Source organism: Candidatus Tenderia electrophaga, from assembly GCA_001447805.1.
GTDB lineage: Bacteria > Pseudomonadota > Gammaproteobacteria > Tenderiales > Tenderiaceae > Tenderia > Tenderia electrophaga.
Window position 1 is genome coordinate 3,416,097 of the sequence record CP013099.1, and the last position, 16,901, is coordinate 3,432,997.

Annotated in this window: 12 protein-coding genes and 2 pseudogenes; 12 read left to right on the forward strand and 2 right to left on the reverse strand. The window is 61.3% G+C overall.

What is annotated here, in order from left to right; genetic code table 11:
* Positions 1-32 precede the first annotated feature (32 nt).
* The 4 genes from Tel_15610 (at position 33) to Tel_15625 (ending at position 3,949) form a co-directional block, all read left to right on the forward strand.
* The gene (locus Tel_15610) at positions 33-890 is read left to right on the forward strand and encodes a hypothetical protein (protein ID ALP54460.1); all 858 of its coding nucleotides are present in this window, start codon (positions 33-35) and stop codon (positions 888-890) included.
* Positions 868-2,070 (forward strand): ornithine--oxo-acid aminotransferase, encoded by a 1,203-nt coding sequence (gene rocD, locus Tel_15615; protein ALP54461.1) that lies wholly within the window; start codon positions 868-870, stop codon positions 2,068-2,070. Before Tel_15610 ends, rocD begins: the two co-directional genes overlap by 23 nt.
* A gap of 236 nt (positions 2,071-2,306) precedes the next feature.
* Complete coding sequence (locus tag Tel_15620; protein ID ALP54462.1) at positions 2,307-2,636, forward strand: hypothetical protein; 330 nt, start codon at positions 2,307-2,309, stop codon at positions 2,634-2,636.
* Positions 2,637-2,782: 146 nt separating this feature from the next.
* Positions 2,783-3,949 (forward strand): Patatin, encoded by a 1,167-nt coding sequence (locus Tel_15625; protein ID ALP54463.1) that lies wholly within the window; start codon positions 2,783-2,785, stop codon positions 3,947-3,949.
* Between the two features lie 10 nt (positions 3,950-3,959).
* On the opposite strand, the gene Tel_15630 is transcribed toward Tel_15625, so the two are convergent.
* The gene (locus Tel_15630; GenBank protein ID ALP54464.1) at positions 3,960-4,340 is read right to left on the reverse strand and encodes a hypothetical protein; all 381 of its coding nucleotides are present in this window, start codon (positions 4,338-4,340) and stop codon (positions 3,960-3,962) included.
* Positions 4,341-4,450: 110 nt separating this feature from the next.
* The gene (locus Tel_15635; GenBank protein ALP54465.1) at positions 4,451-5,923 is read right to left on the reverse strand and encodes a hypothetical protein; all 1,473 of its coding nucleotides are present in this window, start codon (positions 5,921-5,923) and stop codon (positions 4,451-4,453) included.
* A gap of 152 nt (positions 5,924-6,075) precedes the next feature.
* Between Tel_15635 and Tel_15640 the strand changes: the two genes are divergently transcribed.
* The 8 genes and pseudogenes from Tel_15640 to Tel_15675 all read left to right on the forward strand — a co-directional run bounded on the left by Tel_15640 (position 6,076) and on the right by Tel_15675 (position 16,901).
* Positions 6,076-6,930, forward strand: a complete 855-nt coding sequence (locus tag Tel_15640) for a flagellar motor stator protein MotA (protein ID ALP54466.1) — start codon at positions 6,076-6,078, stop codon at positions 6,928-6,930.
* Positions 6,927-7,811: pseudogene (locus tag Tel_15645) on the forward strand (hypothetical protein). Before Tel_15640 ends, Tel_15645 begins: the two are co-directional and overlap by 4 nt.
* A gap of 301 nt (positions 7,812-8,112) precedes the next feature.
* Positions 8,113-8,889: pseudogene (locus Tel_15650) on the forward strand (hypothetical protein).
* A 115-nt stretch (positions 8,890-9,004) separates the two neighbouring features.
* Positions 9,005-11,431: an acyl-CoA dehydrogenase gene (fadE, locus tag Tel_15655; GenBank protein ID ALP54467.1), complete on the forward strand. Its 2,427-nt coding sequence runs from the start codon at positions 9,005-9,007 to the stop codon at positions 11,429-11,431.
* A 1-nt stretch (position 11,432) separates the two neighbouring features.
* Positions 11,433-12,728, forward strand: a complete 1,296-nt coding sequence (locus Tel_15660) for an acetyl-CoA acetyltransferase (GenBank protein ID ALP54468.1) — start codon at positions 11,433-11,435, stop codon at positions 12,726-12,728.
* A 4-nt stretch (positions 12,729-12,732) separates the two neighbouring features.
* Positions 12,733-14,772, forward strand: coding sequence for a hypothetical protein (locus Tel_15665; protein ID ALP54469.1), 2,040 nt, complete (start codon positions 12,733-12,735; stop codon positions 14,770-14,772).
* Complete coding sequence (locus Tel_15670) at positions 14,773-16,518, forward strand: AMP-dependent synthetase (GenBank protein ID ALP54470.1); 1,746 nt, start codon at positions 14,773-14,775, stop codon at positions 16,516-16,518.
* Complete coding sequence (locus Tel_15675; protein ID ALP54471.1) at positions 16,515-16,901, forward strand: acyl-CoA thioesterase; 387 nt, start codon at positions 16,515-16,517, stop codon at positions 16,899-16,901. Before Tel_15670 ends, Tel_15675 begins: the two co-directional genes overlap by 4 nt.

Consider the following 16,901-nt stretch of genomic DNA (forward strand, 5'->3'; position numbering starts at 1 on the left):
ATATGGCCGGGCCAATGACTAAGGTAATTCCTATGACAGATTTAACTACGCCCCTGAGCATCATCGGCGCCGCCTCCGGGCTGGGGGCGCCGGACGACCGTTGTGCCGCGGGGCCGCAGGCCTTGCAGGCAGCGCTGCAACACGCCCCGGAGCCGGCCCTGGTCTGGCAGCAGACCGTCAATGCCGAGAGTCACGGCGGCGCGGCCGCCCTGGACGATTTTCTCACGCGTCTCAGCGACAGCTGCGCCGCCGTGTTGCGGGATCAGCCGCGCATCGCCGTCATCGGCGGCGATCACGCCTGTGCCATGGGGACGTGGCGCGGGGTGCGTCGCACGCTCGGTCCGGTCGGCTTGGTCTGGGTCGACGCCCATCTGGACGCCCACACGCCCCAGACCAGCCCCAGCGGTTATCGCCACGGCATGCCCCTGGCCGACTTGCTGGGCCAGTTGGGCAGCGCCGCGGTGATCGATGCGCGCCGTCTCTGCCTGGTGGGGGTGCGCAGCTACGAAGGCGCTGAGCGCGAGTTGCTGCAGCGCCTCGGGGTACGGGTGATCACCATGGACGAGGTCGGTCGGCTCGGCCTCGGTGCCGCCATGGACGAGGCGGTAAGTATCGCCGCCGCGGGCGACCAGGTCTATGGCGTCTCCATCGATCTGGACGCCCTGGATCTGGCCGACGCCCCGGCAGTGGGCTCGCCGGTGGTGGGCGGCATTCGCGCCGCCGACCTGTTGGCCTGGCTGGCGACGCGTGCCAGTGATCCCCGGCTACGGGCATTGGAGGTGGCCGAATTCAATCCGGCCATCGACGTGCAGCAACGCACCTTGAAGCTGTTGGTGCAAATCTTAAAGACAGCTAGCGGAGCAGCACATGAACCCGACCATCGAACTTGAAGAAGAGTATTGCGCCCACAACTACCTGCCCTTGCCGGTGGTGTTGGTCAGGGGCGCGGGCGTCTATGTCTGGGACGACGCGGGCAAGCGCTATCTGGACATGATGAGCGCCTATTCCGCCGTCAGCCACGGCCATTGTCACCCGCGTCTGGTGCAGGCCTTGACTCAGCAAGCGGGCCGACTGGCCATCGTCTCACGCGCCTTTTACAGCGACAAGCTGGCGCCGTTGCTGGAACAGGCCTGCCGCATGACCGGCCAGGACATGGCCCTGCCCATGAATACCGGCGCCGAGGCGGTGGAGACGGCGCTCAAGGCGGCGCGCAAATGGGCCTACACGGTCAAGGGTGTGCCCGCCGATCAGGCCGAGATCATTGTCTGCGACGGCAACTTTCACGGCCGTACCATCAGCATTGTGGGCTTTTCCAGCGAAGATCAGTACAAGGCCGGCTTTGGGCCCTTTCCGCCGGGGTTTACCTCAGTGCCCTTCGGCGATGTGGATGCCTTGGAGGCGGCCATCGGCCCCAACACCGCTGCCTTTCTGGTAGAACCTATCCAGGGCGAGGGCGGTATCATCGTGCCGCCGCCCGGCTATTTGAGCAAAGTGGCCAAGGTGTGTGCCGACAATGACGTGCTGCTGATCTGCGACGAAATCCAAACCGGCCTGGGGCGCACCGGCGCCTTGCTGGCCAGCACTCATGACGCCGTCAAACCGGACGGCCTGATCCTGGGCAAGGCCCTGGGCGGCGGCCTGCTGCCGGTGTCCATGTTTCTGGCCCGGCGTGAGGTGATGGAGATGTTCCAGCCTGGCGATCACGGCAGCACCTTTGGCGGCAATCCCTTGTCCTCGGCGGTGGCCCTGGAGGGCCTGAGGGTCTTGGAAGACGAGGGCATGATCGAGGCGGCGGCCGAAATGGGGGCCTATTTCATGGCGGCCTTGGGCGAGATCAAAAGCCCGCTGATTCAGCAGGTGCGCGGCAAGGGGCTGTTGATTGGCGTCGAGTTTTATGCCGACAAGGTGGCGGCGCGCACGATCTGCGAACGGCTTATGGACAAGGGGATTCTCAGCAAGGAGACCCATGACACCGTGGTGCGCCTGGCCCCGCCCCTGATCATCACCCGTGAGCAGATCGACGCGACGGTCGAGGCGCTGCGTCAAGTGCTCAGCGAGCTGGAAGGCTAGCCCGCGTCGTCCCCGAACATTTCAAATGCGCGCCGCGGCCGTGGCGGCAGTCCGAGGCGCCGCAAGTGGGGATGAGCACTGGGTCACGCGCGGCGTCTTTCATAAGCCTTTGAAGCTAATAAATAAATAGTTTTGTATTCAAGTTTGCCCCGGACTCGACAGCCGTCCCGCGGCAAAATCATATATAATCGATCACACGGGTAGGATATAAATGTTGTAAAAAAGAGGTGATCCTGATGTCCGGAATCAGTAATCGTAGCTTCGTCTTCGATGAATGGAAGAAGTTGGCCGAAACCAATCCCAAAGCCTTTGAATTCACCCGCCGGAAAGTGATCGACGATCTCATCAACGAGGCCAGGGCATCCGAGCGCTTGAAATGCCTGCAATGGCGTATCGATGTGGAACGCGAGCGTGCCGCCAGCCCCCTGTCCGCCTGTGTGCGGCTGTCCAATATGATGTTGAATTCCCTTTATGGCGACGGCGGCCTGGCCAAAACCCTCAATGGCACCCCGCGCAGCAAGGCCTCTGCCGAGGTGGTCAGTCTGAAAAAACAGCGCACGGAATAATCTAAGGGCGCCCTGTCAACCCATCTAGGGTGCCCTAAGCCCGCAGTTGCCAGCATTCTCACGCCGGGCTCATAGTATGGTGAGCAGCGGCCGTTAAAATAAGTGCATATACCTGCAGTTATGAAGAGGAGGCCCAATCGGGAGCCATGGCTTGGCGAGTTGGTAGTCAGCAAGCGCAGCCCCGCGTCGGCCTCATCCTGGCCGGGGGCGGTGCCCGCGCCGCCTATCAGGTGGGGGTGCTGAAGGCGATTGCGCGCATGCGCGCGCCCGCGGCGGTCAACCCCTTCCCGGTGTTATGCGGCACCTCGGCCGGGGCCATCAATGCCGCGGCGCTGGCCATTTATTCCGCCGATTTCCAAAACGCCGTATCGCGCCTGGTGAGCGTATGGGGCAACTTCACTGTCGACAAGGTATTCCGCAGCGATTTTTGGGGCATTGCCAGTTCGGGGGCGCACTGGTTCGCGGCGCTGATGCTGGGGGGCGTGATGGGCCGCTACAACCCGTCCTCACTGTTCGACCGCACGCCGCTGCAGCAATTGCTGAGCCGCTACATGCCCTTTGAGCAGATCGGGACCGCCATCGAGGCGGGCCATGTCCACGCCTTGAGCATCACCGCGTCCGGCTACACCACCGGCCAGTCGGTCACCTTTTATCAAAGCGCCGAGCCGATCGAGCCTTGGGATCGGGCCATTCGCGTCGGCTGTCCGGCGCAGATCGGTATCGAGCATCTGATGGCGTCCTCGGCGATACCTTTTTTGTTCGAGGCTATCAAGATCAACCGCGAGTATTTCGGTGACGGCTCTATGCGCCAGATTGCCCCCATCAGCCCAGCGCTGCATCTGGGCGCCGGCAAGCTGCTGGTGATCGGGGTGCGCGGCAGTGACGATGACGGCATCGACCGCGAAAAAATCATCGAATATCCCTCCATGGCCCAGATTGCCGGCCATGCCCTGAACAGCATATTTCTCGACAGCATGGAGGTCGACCTGGAACGTTTGCAACGTATTAACCGCACCTTGGAGACGGTGCCGAAGAAATATGTGGCGGATGGTACCGTGTCGCTGAAACCGGTGGAGACGCTGGTGATCTCCCCCAGCCGCGATATCAGCAAGATCGCCCAGCAACATTCCCATCACCTGCCACGCACGGTGCGCTATTTCCTGCGCGGCCTGGGGGCCTTGAACCGGGACGGCACCAGCCTGCTGAGCTATCTGCTGTTCGAAAAGGCCTTTTGCCGCGAATTGATCGCGCTGGGATATGCCGACACCATCAAGCGCCGTGAGGAAATCACGACCTTTCTTGACGCCCAGTGAGCAATGCGGCTTAGGTCTGTTTCTTTTCGCTGTTGGCGATGAAGTCGCGCAAGGTCATGAAGAACACGGCGCAGTTGCGGTCCTTGGGATCGAATTGAATGCCGGTGCGAAAGGCCGGTTCGGGCGGAGCGGGTTCCAGGCCCAGGGGAATGGGGTCGCACCACACGGTGGTGCCGTTGACGCTGACACTGCGCTGGGCGTTTCTGAACACCAGCTTCACCGGGGTGCCGGGTTCGATTTCATTGGGGATCTGAATGCCGGTGCCGGAGATGGATACGTCATGGATGCGGTTTAGCACATAACGCCGGTCATAGACCTCGACATGAAAGCATTCCTCGGTATCTTCGTAGTCGAGCTGGGTGCGTTGATGCTTGCGGTCTTCGAGCGTCATGAGGATCCCCTTACCAATCTGCGGGCCAGTTATCGATTAGCATAGCGCAAATATGCAGTCCTAATCATAACGACTAAAGGATTTATATATATAAAACACGCCTAATATAGTTATCCGCCCAGACGCTCGAAACCTTTAGCCAGCAAGCGGCACAATTGGCATAGTTTTTCGTAGTCGGTCTGGTCCAGGCCGTAGTCATTGCCGTAGCGGTCGGCGTAGACAATTCCCAGCGCCCGGCCCTTGGCGCAGATGGTCATGAGGAAAAACTGGTCCGTGTCCATGAGCCGATAAAACTCAGTGGGCAACAGGGCGGTGACTTTCTGACGATTGTCGTCCTGGCAGCGCAGGGCCTGCGGTTTTTCCAGCAGCCGCTGAAACAGATTGTGATCCCGGAGCGGGATACGCAGATTGCGCAGCCCCGCCGGATTGCCGAACATGAAGCGGCTGACCAAATATTTGCGCTCGTTGTCGAGCATGGCGAAGAAGACGCGGTTGAGTTTCATGCCGTCGACAAAACCGCGTTTTATTTCGGCTATAAAGTGCGCCAGGTTGAAATCCCCGCCCAGCTGGGCCTTGGCGTTGTCAATGACCTGGTCCACGATGGCGTGATGCAGCGGCGAGAAGGGATGCTCCGGTGCCAGGCTGGCCGGCGGCGGCTGCGCCGGGCCCCGCAAAATCGGCTTGACCGGTACCGCGGTGCCCTCGATAAAGCTGTTGCGTAGCGCTTCATCCAGGCCGGGCAGGCTGGCGGCGGCTGGCACCACGCCGTAAAAGAGGGTCTCCTCGGCGGAGTGAATGGCGTTGTCGCGCACCTCCAGCATGGCCTCCTCCGGGTCGCGATGCAGGTGTCGGGCGATCTTTTCGATCAGGGCCCCCATGGCCGGCGTATCCCAGCCCCGCTGGGCAGTGACGCTCAGTTCGTGAGCCAAATGAATCTCGTACAGGCGCGGATTGATGGCCGTCTCGCCGTCATAGGCTTGCAGGCTCTGCACAATAAAGCTGGACAGTTGCCAAGCCTGCGCCAGGGCGTGTGACAGCTCCAGCAGGGTGAATCCTAGTTTGCGCCGCTGTTCCGCTTCATCATCGAGGTTGTCGAAATCCAACAGCAGGCCGTCGCCATGGACCAGGAGCAGCAAGGCCGCCAGATCGTGCAACATGGCGGCGGTGAATAACTCCTCCGGCGCCATATCGACGCGCTCGCGCGCCATACCGTAGGCCTGATAGGCGCTGTGATAGGCACGGCTCACCAGTTGCATATAAATCGCCCGAGACTCATCGTCCACGCTGTCTTCGAGGAAGCACATCGCCTCGATGCTCGCTTTCACCCTGCCCGAGCCCAGCTTCATGGCGGCGGCGTCGACGGTATGGATTTCGTCCTGCAGGCGGCTGCGCGGCAGGGCGCAGGCGGCGCGCAATATGGCCAGGGTCAGGCCCGGATCGGTGAGCACGATATTGGAAAATTTAGCCATGGAGATGTTGTCGTAGGACCCGATCTGTTTCAGGTCCCGGCATGATTGCTTGAGCAGTGGCAGCTCACATTGGCTGAGCCGCGCAGTCCATTGCTGTAGTGAATTGTGTGACATGTTGAGCGCCGCTTAAGCCTTTTTTCCCTGTTTAAATTACGGCTGGCCGCCGAGAAAGCTTTAGTTGACGGGAGGTCTGTTTTGCTCAAGCAAACGTGTCATGCGTCGATATGAAGTGACACGAAAAATAAAAGATACGGGACCAGCATTTAATGTTAATCATTATCGGTTTTGTCGTTGTTCTGGCGTGTGTCGCCGGAGGATTCGTCCTGTCCCATGGCAATCTGCTGTCCTTGTGGCAACCCTTCGAGCTGTTGATCATCGGCGGTGCCGCCTTCGGCGCCTTTCTTGCCTCCAATCCGGCCAAGGTGCACAAGGCCGTGCTAAAAAACCTGCTCGGCGCTTTAAAAGGATCGAAATATAAAAAAGCCCTCTACCTGGATTTGCTGTCACTTATGTACGATCTGCTGCAGAAGTCGCGCAAGGAAGGCATGATGGCCATCGAGGCGGATATCGAAGCGCCGAGCGAGAGTGCGCTGTTCAGCAAACACCCTAGCATCCTGGCCGATCACCATGTCGTCGAATTTATCTGCGACTACCTGCGCCTGATGGTGGGCGGCAACATGAACCCGTTTGAACTGGAAAATCTAATGGATATCGAACTGGCCGCCCACCACAAGGAAGCGGCCATGCCGGCCGAGGCGATCACCAAAGTGGCCGACGCCCTGCCCGGTTTCGGTATCGTCGCGGCGGTGCTGGGGATCGTCATTACCATGTCCTATATCGGCGGTGACCCCGCTACCATCGGCAGTCACGTGGCCGCCGCCCTGGTGGGCACCTTTCTCGGCATCCTGCTGGCCTATGGCTTTGTCGCGCCGCTGGCCGTCGCCATGGAGCACAACGCCCGCGAAGAGGCCAAGTTCTATGAGTGCATTAAAATCTGCCTGATGGCAGCGGTGAACGGTTACAACCCCCAGGTGGCGGTGGAGTTCGGGCGCAAGGTGATGTACGCCAGCGATCGGCCCAGCTTCATCGAGCTCGAAGAGCACGTCAAAAACAGCCAATAGTCATGATCGATAAGAAACAGCCGATCATCGTCAAGAAGGTGGCCCATGGCGATCACGGTCATCACGGCGGTTCCTGGAAGGTGGCCTTTGCCGATTTCGCCACAGCAATGATGGCCTTTTTCCTGTTGCTGTGGCTGCTCGGCGGCACCTCGGACGAAGAGAAGGCCGCCTTGTCCGAATATTTCAGTAATCCCAGTGCCAGCGAGGGCGCGGCCATCACACCCGCCCCCAGCTCCATCAACGGGCCGGGGGGCGCCAGCACCGGTTTGATTGATTTCAACCAGATGATGCAGATCCAGCCGCAGGATAGACGCAAAAAAGAAGAGGACCTCAAGCAAACGCCTGAAACAGACAGCGAGCAGGAAAAGCGCGTTCAGGAAGAGCGCGAAGATAAGGAACGTCTCGATGAGTTGATGGAACAGCTCAAAAAGGCCGTTGAACAGAGCCAGGCACTCAAGCCCTTCAAGGATCAGTTGTTGCTCGACATTACCCCGGAAGGCCTGCGCATCCAGATCGTCGACAAGGAAAACCGACCCATGTTCGACAGCGGCAAGGCGCATCTCAAGTACTATACCGTCGACATTCTGTTCGAGCTGGCCAAGTTCATTCGTGCGGTCCCCAACCGCATCAGTATCACGGGTCATACCGATGCCGCGCGCTTTGTCGGTCGTGACGACTACAGCAACTGGGAGCTGTCCGCCGACCGTGCCAATGCCGCGCGCCGCGCCCTGGTGGACGGCGGCATGGCGCGCGCCCAGATCGGTCGCGTGGTAGGCCTGGCGTCGTCGGTGCTGTTCGACAAGGTCAACCCCTATAACCCCATAAATCGGCGTATTTCCGTGATCGTCATGAACCAACAAACCGACGCCGCCATCGAGCGTGGCGAAGGGGTAAGTGATCAATACCTGCGCGATCGAGCGGATGCCAAACGCGGCAAGTTCACTGAACTGCCTATGGATATCCTGGAGTCCGGCAGCGCCGACATCGATCTGGACATGTAATCCGACAGGCGCCTAGGCGCGCCCTGCATTTTCATGTTCTCATGCGGTCTAATTCACTACACTTCAAGAGTCAAAGGATTGTGATTGCCGGCTAGAGAAATCCTGTTTTAACCCGATACTTACCCATGGGGTGCAGTAACCCCGCCGGGACTTGGCTGGAATTAGGGAGCGTTGATTGAAAATGGGTGTGAAGGCGTGGTTGGTCGACAAGCTGGTCGACTGGCTCAACAGCGAGGATGAGCAACGTGATATTCCCCTGTGCGATTTCGATCGCCTGAGCTTCGAGATCAGGCCGTGCGATGTATTGCTGGTGGAGGGGCGCAACCGTATCAGTAACTTTATCAAGACCATTACGCTCAGTTCCTGGACCCATTCGGCGCTGTACATCGGCCGTCTGCACGACATTGAAGATGCAGAGTTGAAGGACATCATCCGGCGTCATTATGACGGCGATCCGACCGACCAGTTGCTGATAGAACCCTTGCTGGGGCAGGGCACGGTGATCTCGCCCTTGTCCAAGTATAAAGACGATCATTTGCGTATTTGCCGCCCGCGCGGCCTGTCGCGCCAAGACGTGCGGCAGGTCGTGAGAGAGGCGGTGGGCTATTTTGGGCGCGAATACGATATTCGTCACCTGTTCGATCTGGCGCGTTTCATCTTTCCCTACGGCATGGTGCCGCGGCGTTGGCGCTCGACCCTGTTCGAACATAATGCCGGCACCCAGGCCAAGACCGTGTGTTCCACCATGATCGCCGAGGTCTTCGCCGCGGTGCACTACCCGGTGCTGCCGGTGATTCATCGTACCGAAGACGGCGGTCTGAAACTGTACAAGCGCAACACGCGCCTGTATACGCCGCGTGATTTTGACTACTCGCCCTATTTCGAGGTCATCAAATACCCGCTCCTGGGTTTCGGTGACGCGGCGGTCTACCGCCAGTTGCCCTGGGATCAGGAGGGGGTGGTCTGTAACGCCGCGGGCGAGTGTTACGCCGCCGACGGCAAACGTGTGCATCACACGGTGATTGAGGTCAGCAAACAGGCTGGTTAACAGCGAGAAGGAAATCGATATGGCAATGGTTTGGTGTCTGGTGGTGGCCGCGGCCATCTGGTTTATGGCCTACATGCGTTTTGCCCTGTGGCAATGGAGTGTGGTGCTGGTAGGCCTGTTATTGGCGGCAACTATGTTGGGCGTGTATTCAACGCCGGTGCTGGTGGCGCATTGGGTCGTGTTGGCGCTTGTCGTCGTTCCCCTGAATATACCGCCGCTGCGCCGCTTCCTGATCAGCAACCGCGTGCTGCCCTTGCTGCGCGACGCCCTGCCACCCATGTCCCAGACCGAGAAGGAGGCGCTGGATGCCGGCACGGTATGGTGGGACGGCGAGCTGTTCAGCGGCCGCCCCGACTGGCACAAGCTGCATGATACGGTGCTGCCCAAGCTCAGTGATGCGGAACAGGCCTTCCTCAACGGCCCGGTGGAAGAGCTGTGTAAGATGCTGGACGACTGGCACATCACTGAGGAGCGCCGCGACCTGTCGCCCGACGTCTGGCAGTACCTCAAGGACGAGCGCTTCTTCGGCATGATCATTCCGAAACAGTACGGCGGGCTGGAGTTTTCCGCCCTGGCCCATTCCAGTGTGGTGATGAAGATCGCCAGCCGTTCGGTGTCAGCGGCGGTGACGGTGATGGTGCCCAATTCCCTCGGTCCGGCCGAGTTGTTGCTGCACTATGGTACGCAAGCCCAAAAGGACCACTATCTGCCGCGTCTGGCCAAGGGCGAAGAGGTGCCGTGTTTTGCCTTGACCGGGCCGGAGTCGGGCTCGGACGCCGCCTCCATCCCCGATCGCGGCGTGGTTTGTCGCGACGAGTTCGAAGGAAAAGAAACCCTAGGCATCCGCCTTGACTGGGATAAGCGCTACATTACCCTGGGCCCGGTGGCGACCGTGCTGGGCCTGGCGTTTCGTCTCTATGACCCGGATCACCTCATCGGCCAGACAGTGGACATCGGCATCACCTGCGCCTTGATCCCCACCGACACCGATGGCGTCAGCATCGGCAACCGCCATGCGCCGCTCAACATGGCCTTCATGAACGGCCCCAACCAGGGTAAGGATGTGTTCATTCCCATGGATTGGGTTATCGGCGGTCAGGAACGGGTCGGGCAGGGCTGGCGTATGTTGATGGAATCCTTGGCGGCGGGGCGCTCCATCTCCCTGCCCGCCTTGAGCGTGGGGGCGGGCAAGCTCACCTCGCGCGCCACCGGCGCTTACTCGCGCATCCGTAAGCAGTTCAACACCCCTATCGGCAAGTTCGAAGGGGTGGAAGAGCCGCTGGCGCGCATCGCCGCCAATACCTATCTCATGGATGCGGCGCGCGTGCTGACCGCCGCCGCGGTGGATCTGGGCGAAAAGCCATCGGTGCTGTCGGCCATCGCCAAGTACAACATGACCGAACGCATGCGCGCGGTGGTCAACGACGCCATGGACGTGCAGGGCGGCAGCGGCATCTGTATGGGACCGCGTAATTACCTGGCACGGGTGTACCAGTCCATCCCCATCAGCATCACCGTGGAGGGGGCCAATATCCTGACCCGCAGCATGATTATCTTCGGTCAGGGCGCAATCCGCTGCCATCCCTATATTCTGAAAGAGATGAATGCGGCGCAGGATCAAGACCCACAGCGCGGCGCGATTGCCTTCGACAAAGCCTTCATCGGTCATGTCGGGTTCACCCTCAGCAACGCAGCGCGCGCCTTCTGGCTGGGGCTGACCGGCGCGCGTTTCCAGATGGCGCCCAAGCGCGGGCCGGAGCGTTATTATTATCAGCAGGCCACACGCATGAGCGCCGCCTTCGCCCTGGTGGCCGATGTGATCATGTTGACCCTGGGCGGGGCGGTGAAACGCAAGGAGAAACTCTCCGGCCGCTTGGCCGATATGCTGAGCCAGTTGTATCTGATCTCGGCCTGTCTCAAACGTTTTCATGACGACGGCAGTCCACGCGAAGACTTGCCATTGCTGCAATGGGCTTGCGATGATGCCCTCTACCAGATGCAAGAAAGCCTGCGCGGCCTGTTGCGCAACCTGCCCATGCGGCCCTTGGCGATGCTGTTGCGCATCATGATCATGCCCTGGGGCAAGAGCTATCACCTGCCGGTGGACCGACTCGGCCATCAGGCCGCCAGTCTGTTGTTGGCACCGTCGCAGACGCGTGATCGTTTGACCCAGGGCATCTTCGTGCCCGCCGGCGAGGACGAGCCGCTGGGCCGTCTGGAGGCGGCACTGCACAAAGTGATCGACGCCGAATCCGTGGAGCGCCTGCTGCGTTCCGCGGTGAGGAGCGGCAAACTGACAAAGACAAGGGAAGACGAGCTGGTCGACCGCGGCCTGGCCGCCGGCGTGATCGAAGCGCAGGAGGCCGAACTGGTGAAGGCCGCCATCGCGGCACGGCGCGAGGTGATCAAGGTCGACGATTTCGCACCTGACTATTGGTACAAGGAGTCATAGCATGGCGACACGCAGCAAGGGGAGACCGGTATTTATCGTGGACGGTGCCCGTACGCCCTTCTTCAAGGCAGTGGGTAAACCGGGGCCGTTTCGGGCCTCCGACCTGGCCGTTGCAGCGGGACGCCCGCTGTTGGCGCGACAGTCGTTCGAACCCGAGAACCTGGACGAGGTGATCCTGGGTTGCGTCATGCCCGGGCCGGACGAGGCCAACATCGGCCGCGTCGTGGCGCTGCGACTGGGCTGCGGCAAATCGGTGCCCGCCTGGACGGTGCAACGCAATTGCGCCTCCGGCATGCAGGCCCTGGACTGCGCCTACAAGAACATCGCCACCGGCCGCGCCAACCTGATCCTGGCCGGCGGGACGGAATCCATGAGTCACGCCCCCGTGCTGCTCAATGAAAAGATGGTGGCCTGGTTGGCCGACTGGTCCAAGGCCAAAAGCTTCGGCCGGAAATTGCAGCTTCTGGGTCAACTGCGTGGCGGTCATCTAAAGCCCGTCATCGGTCTGCTGCGTGGCCTGAGCGATCCTATCGTCGGCCTCTCCATGGGCCAGACGGCCGAGATCCTGGCGCACAAATTCAAGATCGACCGCGACACCATGGACGCCTATGCCGTGGCGAGTCATCACCGCCTGGCCAAGGCCCAGGACGAGGGTTGGCTGGACGAGATCGAGGCTGTTTATGACAGCCGCGGCAAACATCATCTGCACGATACCGGCCTGCGGCGCGACTCCAGCCTGGCCAGCCTGGCCAAGCTGAAACCGGTCTTCGACCGTCAGTTCGGCCGCGTCACCGCCGGCAACAGCGCTCAGGTCACCGACGGCGCCGCCATGCTGATCCTGGCCAGCGAGGAGGCGGTGAAGCAGTATGAGTTGCCGGTACTGGGACGCATCGTCGACAGCGAATGGGCCGGACTGGAACCGAGCCAGATGGGGCTGGGGCCGGTACACGCCATGACCCCTATCATGAAACGCAAACGCTGGAAGCCGGATGGCGTGGACTATTGGGAGATCAACGAGGCCTTCGCCACCCAGGTGCTGGCCTGTCTCGAGGCCTGGAAAGACGAACACTATTGCAGCAGTGCACTGAACATGCGCACGGCCATGGGCGAGATCGACCGCGATCGTTTGAATGTGGACGGCGGCGGCGTCAGTCTGGGGCATCCAGTGGGTGCCAGCGGCGCGCGCATCGTGTTGCATCTGCTGCACGTGCTGGAACGCAACAACGCCAAACGCGGCATGGCCAGTCTGTGCATCGGCGGCGGACAGGGCGGCGCCATGGCCGTGGAAAGGGATTAAAGCGATGACAGAACAGAGCTATCAACACTGGCGCCTGGAGCGCGACGAACACGACATCGCCTGGCTTTATGCCGATAAGGCGAATGCCGGGGCCAATACCCTTTCCAAGGCGGTGCTGGAAGAGCTTTACGACATTCTCAGCCAGTTCAATGAAGACCGGCCCCAGGGCTTGGTGATTCTGTCGGCCAAAGCCAGTGGTTTTATCGCCGGCGCCGACATCAACGAATTCACCACCCTGGGCGGACAGAAAGACGCCGAAGATCTCATCGGCCGCGGCCAGGCGGTGCTGGACCGGCTCGCCGCCCTGGACATGCCCACCGTGGCGCTGATCCACGGCTTTTGCCTGGGCGGCGGTATGGAACTGGCGCTGGCCTGCCGCTATCGCATCGCCGACGACGATCCCAAGACCAAGCTGGGTCTGCCCGAGGTCAACCTGGGCATTCACCCCGGCTTCGGCGGCACCGTGCGCCTGCCGCCGCTGGTGGGGGCGCCCGCCGCCATGGACATGATGTTGGGCGGCCGTTCCTTGAGCGCCCGCGCGGCGCAGCGCATGGGGCTGGTGGACTATGCCGTACCGGCGCGCCACTTCAAGGACGCCGCCCGCGCCACCGTGTTGCGGCCGCCGGCGCGCAAACAGGCGACCGGCTGGAAGGCCTGGACCAATCACAAGCTGGTCCGCCCCCTGCTGGCGCGCTATCTGGAAAAGCAGGTAGCCAAACGGGCGCGCAAGGACCACTATCCCGCCCCCTATGCCTTGATCGAGTTGTGGAAAAATCACATGGACGACCCGCGCCGCATGATGCGCGAGGAAGCGAGTTCTGTCGCACGCCTGGTGATGGGCGAGACCGCTCAGAGCCTGGTGCGCGTGTTTTTCCTGCAGGAACGCATGAAGTCCCTGGGTGACAAGAAAGAGATCGAGGTCAAGCACGTGCATGTCATCGGGGGTGGCGTGATGGGCGGTGATATCGCCGCCTGGTGCGCCATGCGCGGCCTGCACGTCACCCTCCAGGACCGTAGTCACGAGGCCCTGGCGCGGGTGGTGAAGCGCGCCCATGATTTATACCGCAAGCGGCTTAAACAGCCGCGCGTCATCCAGGCCGCCATGGACCGCTTGATGCCCGACATCCAGGGCGTCGGCGTGGCCAAGGCCGATGTGGTGATTGAGGCCATCTTCGAAGACGTGGATGCCAAGCAGGCGCTCTACAAAGAGATCGAACCCAAATTGAAAAAGGATGCCGTGCTGGCCACCAATACCTCCAGTATTCCTTTGGAGACCCTGTGCAAGGCCCTGAGCCGTCCCAGCCGCCTGGTGGGACTGCACTTCTTCAATCCCGTGGCCAAGATGCAGCTGGTGGAAATCGTCAAAGGCACCCAGACCGCGGAGAAGGCGGTGAAACAGGCCGCCGCCTTTTGCCGCCACATCGAGCGTCTGCCCCTGCCGGTGAAGAGCGCGCCGGGCTTTCTGGTCAATCGCGTGCTCATGCCCTATCTGCTGGAAGCGGTGACCCTGGAGGAAGAGGGCGTGCCGGCGACGGTGATCGACAAGGCGGCGCTGGACTTCGGCATGCCCATGGGCCCCATCGAGCTGGCCGACACGGTGGGCCTGGATATCTGCCTTTCCGTGGCGCGCATCCTGTCGCAGCAGCTGGACATGCCGGTACCGGGGCGCCTGGAACAGCTGGTCAATGCCGGCCATCTGGGGCGCAAGAGCGGCACGGGCTTTTACCGCTACCAGAACGGCAAGAAACTGTTCAGCGGTGAGCACAAGGCCTACACCCCGCCGGCCGATATCACCGACCGCATGATGATGCGTTTTCTGAATGAGACGGTGGCCTGCCTGCGCGAGGGTATCGTGGATGAGGGGGACCTGCTCGACGGCGGTGTGATCTTCGGGACCGGCTTCGCCCCCTTCCGCGGCGGTCCCATGCACTACATCCGCAAGACGGGACGCGCGCAGCTGCGCCATCGGCTCGAGACCTTGGAGACGCAACACGGCGCGCGCTTTCGCGTCGATGCCGGCTGGGATCAGGCGGATTTGTTCTAGATGGCCGATGTGATCAGTCCGGAGTGCGCCCGCGTTCTGCCGGGACTGTTTTGCGAGCGCGTCAGGCGCAGTCCGGGCGCGGTGGCCTACACCTTTTACGACGGACCGTCGAACACCTGGATGGATCTGACCTGGTCCGACATGGGGCGCTTGATCGCGCGCTGGCAGGCGGCGCTCAAGACCTTGGATCTGGCGCCCGGTGAGCGCGTCGCCATCATGGCCAACAATTCGCCCGAGTGGGTGATGTTCGAACAGGCCGCCCTGGGCCTGGGGTTGGTGGTGGTGCCGCTGTTCTTCAACGACCGTCCGGACAATGTCGCCTATGTGCTGGGTCATTCCGGTGCGCGCCTGCTGTTGATCGAAAGTCTGGCGCAGTGGCGCGAACTGGAGGCCGTCGCCGGCCAGCTCGATGCGCAGCTGCGTATCTGGAGCATCAACGACTGCGGCGATGCTTGTCCGGTTCAGTATGTGGGAAAACTGCTGGGCAAGGCCGAGCGCAACCAGCCCGAGGTGTTGGTCAGCGACGGTGACAGTCTGGCCACCCTCGTCTACACCTCCGGGACCACCGGCAAACCCAAGGGCGTGATGCTGAGCCACAACAATATCCTTTGGAACGCGCATGCCGGGCTGCAAGTGGTGCCCATCTACCCTGATGATTATTTCCTGTCTTTTCTACCCCTGTCCCATGCGCTGGAGCGCACCGTGGGTTACTACCTGCCCATGATGGCCGGCGCCAGTGTCGCGTATGCGCGCTCCATTCCCCTGTTGGCGGAAGACCTGCAAACCATTAAGCCGACGGTATTGATATCGGTGCCGCGCATCTATGAACGCGTCTATGGCAAGCTGCAGGAGCAATTGCGCAGCGAGTTGAAGCGCAAGTTGTTCAAGCTGGCCGTCGAGGTGGGCTGGCTGCGTTTTCAACATAAACAGGGCCTTGCCAAGTGGCATGCCAAGCTGCTGCTCTGGCCGCTGTTGAACAAACTGGTCGCCAGCAAACTGATGGACAAGCTGGGCGGTCGGCTGCGTATCGCCATCTGCGGCGGTGCGGCCCTGTCGGCCGAGCTGGGCAAGACCTTCGTCGGTCTGGGCTTGAACCTGTTGCAGGGTTACGGCATGACCGAATCCAGTCCGGTGATCTCAGTCAATCAGACCCAGAACAATGACCCCGTCAGTGTCGGCCCGCCGCTGCCCGATGTGGAATTGCGCATCGGTGACAACGAAGAGCTGCTGGCGCGCAGCCCCGGCGTGATGCAGGGTTACTGGAACAATCCCGAGGCCTCGGCCACGACTGTGGATGCCGAGGGCTGGCTGCACACCGGCGACAAGGCCCGCCTCGAGGACGGGCGTGTCTACATCACCGGGCGCATCAAGGACGTGATCGTGCTCGATACCGGTGAGAAGGTCTCCCCCGCGGACATGGAGATGGCTATCAGCGCGGCGCCGATGTTCGAGCAAGTGCTGGTGATCGGTGACGGCCGTCCTTTCCTGGCCGCGCTGGTGGTGATGAGTGACAAGGTTTCCGGCACACACTTCAGCGAGCATCTGCTGCTGGATTCGATCGCACAGCGCATCAAGGAGTTTCCCGGTTATGCCCAGATCCGGCGGGTGCAGGTGATCGACGCGGCCTGGACGGTGGAAAACGGTCTGTTGACGCCAACGCTCAAGCCCAAGCGTGACAAGATCATGCAGGCCTATGCCCGACAAATCGACGAACTCTATCAGCAAACACAAGGAAGTGAGTCATGAGCGATGTGATGCCGGAACACACCCAGCCGACCATTCGCGTCGTGGCCATGCCCGCCGACGCCAATGCCGCCGGCGATATCTTTGGCGGTTGGATCATGTCCCAGGTCGATATCGCCGGGTCGGTGGTGGCGCACCGCCGCGCCAAGGGCCGGGTGGTGACCGTGGCGGTCAATTCCTTCGAATTTCATCAGCCGGTCTTCGTCGGTGATGTGGTCAGCTGCTATGCCGAGGTGGTGCGCGTCGGTAACACCTCGCTGACGCTGGATGTGAAGGTGTTCGCCGAACGCAATCGCGTCGAAACCCCGCTCAAGGTCACCCAGGCGACACTGACCTATGTGGCCGTGGGAGAGGATCGCAAGCCGCGCCGAGTGGACCCATCCTGA

Coding starts and splice junctions, on each gene's coding strand:
- Tel_15635 (ALP54465.1), bottom strand. CDS start 5,923: ATGTCACACAATTCACTACAGCAATGGACTGCGCGGCTCAGCCAATGT.
- Tel_15660 (ALP54468.1), top strand. CDS start 11,433: ATGGCGACACGCAGCAAGGGGAGACCGGTATTTATCGTGGACGGTGCC.
- Tel_15625 (ALP54463.1), top strand. CDS start 2,783: ATGGCTTGGCGAGTTGGTAGTCAGCAAGCGCAGCCCCGCGTCGGCCTC.
- Tel_15620 (ALP54462.1), top strand. CDS start 2,307: ATGTCCGGAATCAGTAATCGTAGCTTCGTCTTCGATGAATGGAAGAAG.
- Tel_15665 (ALP54469.1), top strand. CDS start 12,733: ATGACAGAACAGAGCTATCAACACTGGCGCCTGGAGCGCGACGAACAC.
- Tel_15630 (ALP54464.1), bottom strand. CDS start 4,340: ATGACGCTCGAAGACCGCAAGCATCAACGCACCCAGCTCGACTACGAA.
- rocD (ALP54461.1), top strand. CDS start 868: ATGAACCCGACCATCGAACTTGAAGAAGAGTATTGCGCCCACAACTAC.
- Tel_15610 (ALP54460.1), top strand. CDS start 33: ATGACAGATTTAACTACGCCCCTGAGCATCATCGGCGCCGCCTCCGGG.
- Tel_15675 (ALP54471.1), top strand. CDS start 16,515: ATGAGCGATGTGATGCCGGAACACACCCAGCCGACCATTCGCGTCGTG.
- Tel_15640 (ALP54466.1), top strand. CDS start 6,076: ATGTTAATCATTATCGGTTTTGTCGTTGTTCTGGCGTGTGTCGCCGGA.
- Tel_15670 (ALP54470.1), top strand. CDS start 14,773: ATGGCCGATGTGATCAGTCCGGAGTGCGCCCGCGTTCTGCCGGGACTG.
- fadE (ALP54467.1), top strand. CDS start 9,005: ATGGTTTGGTGTCTGGTGGTGGCCGCGGCCATCTGGTTTATGGCCTAC.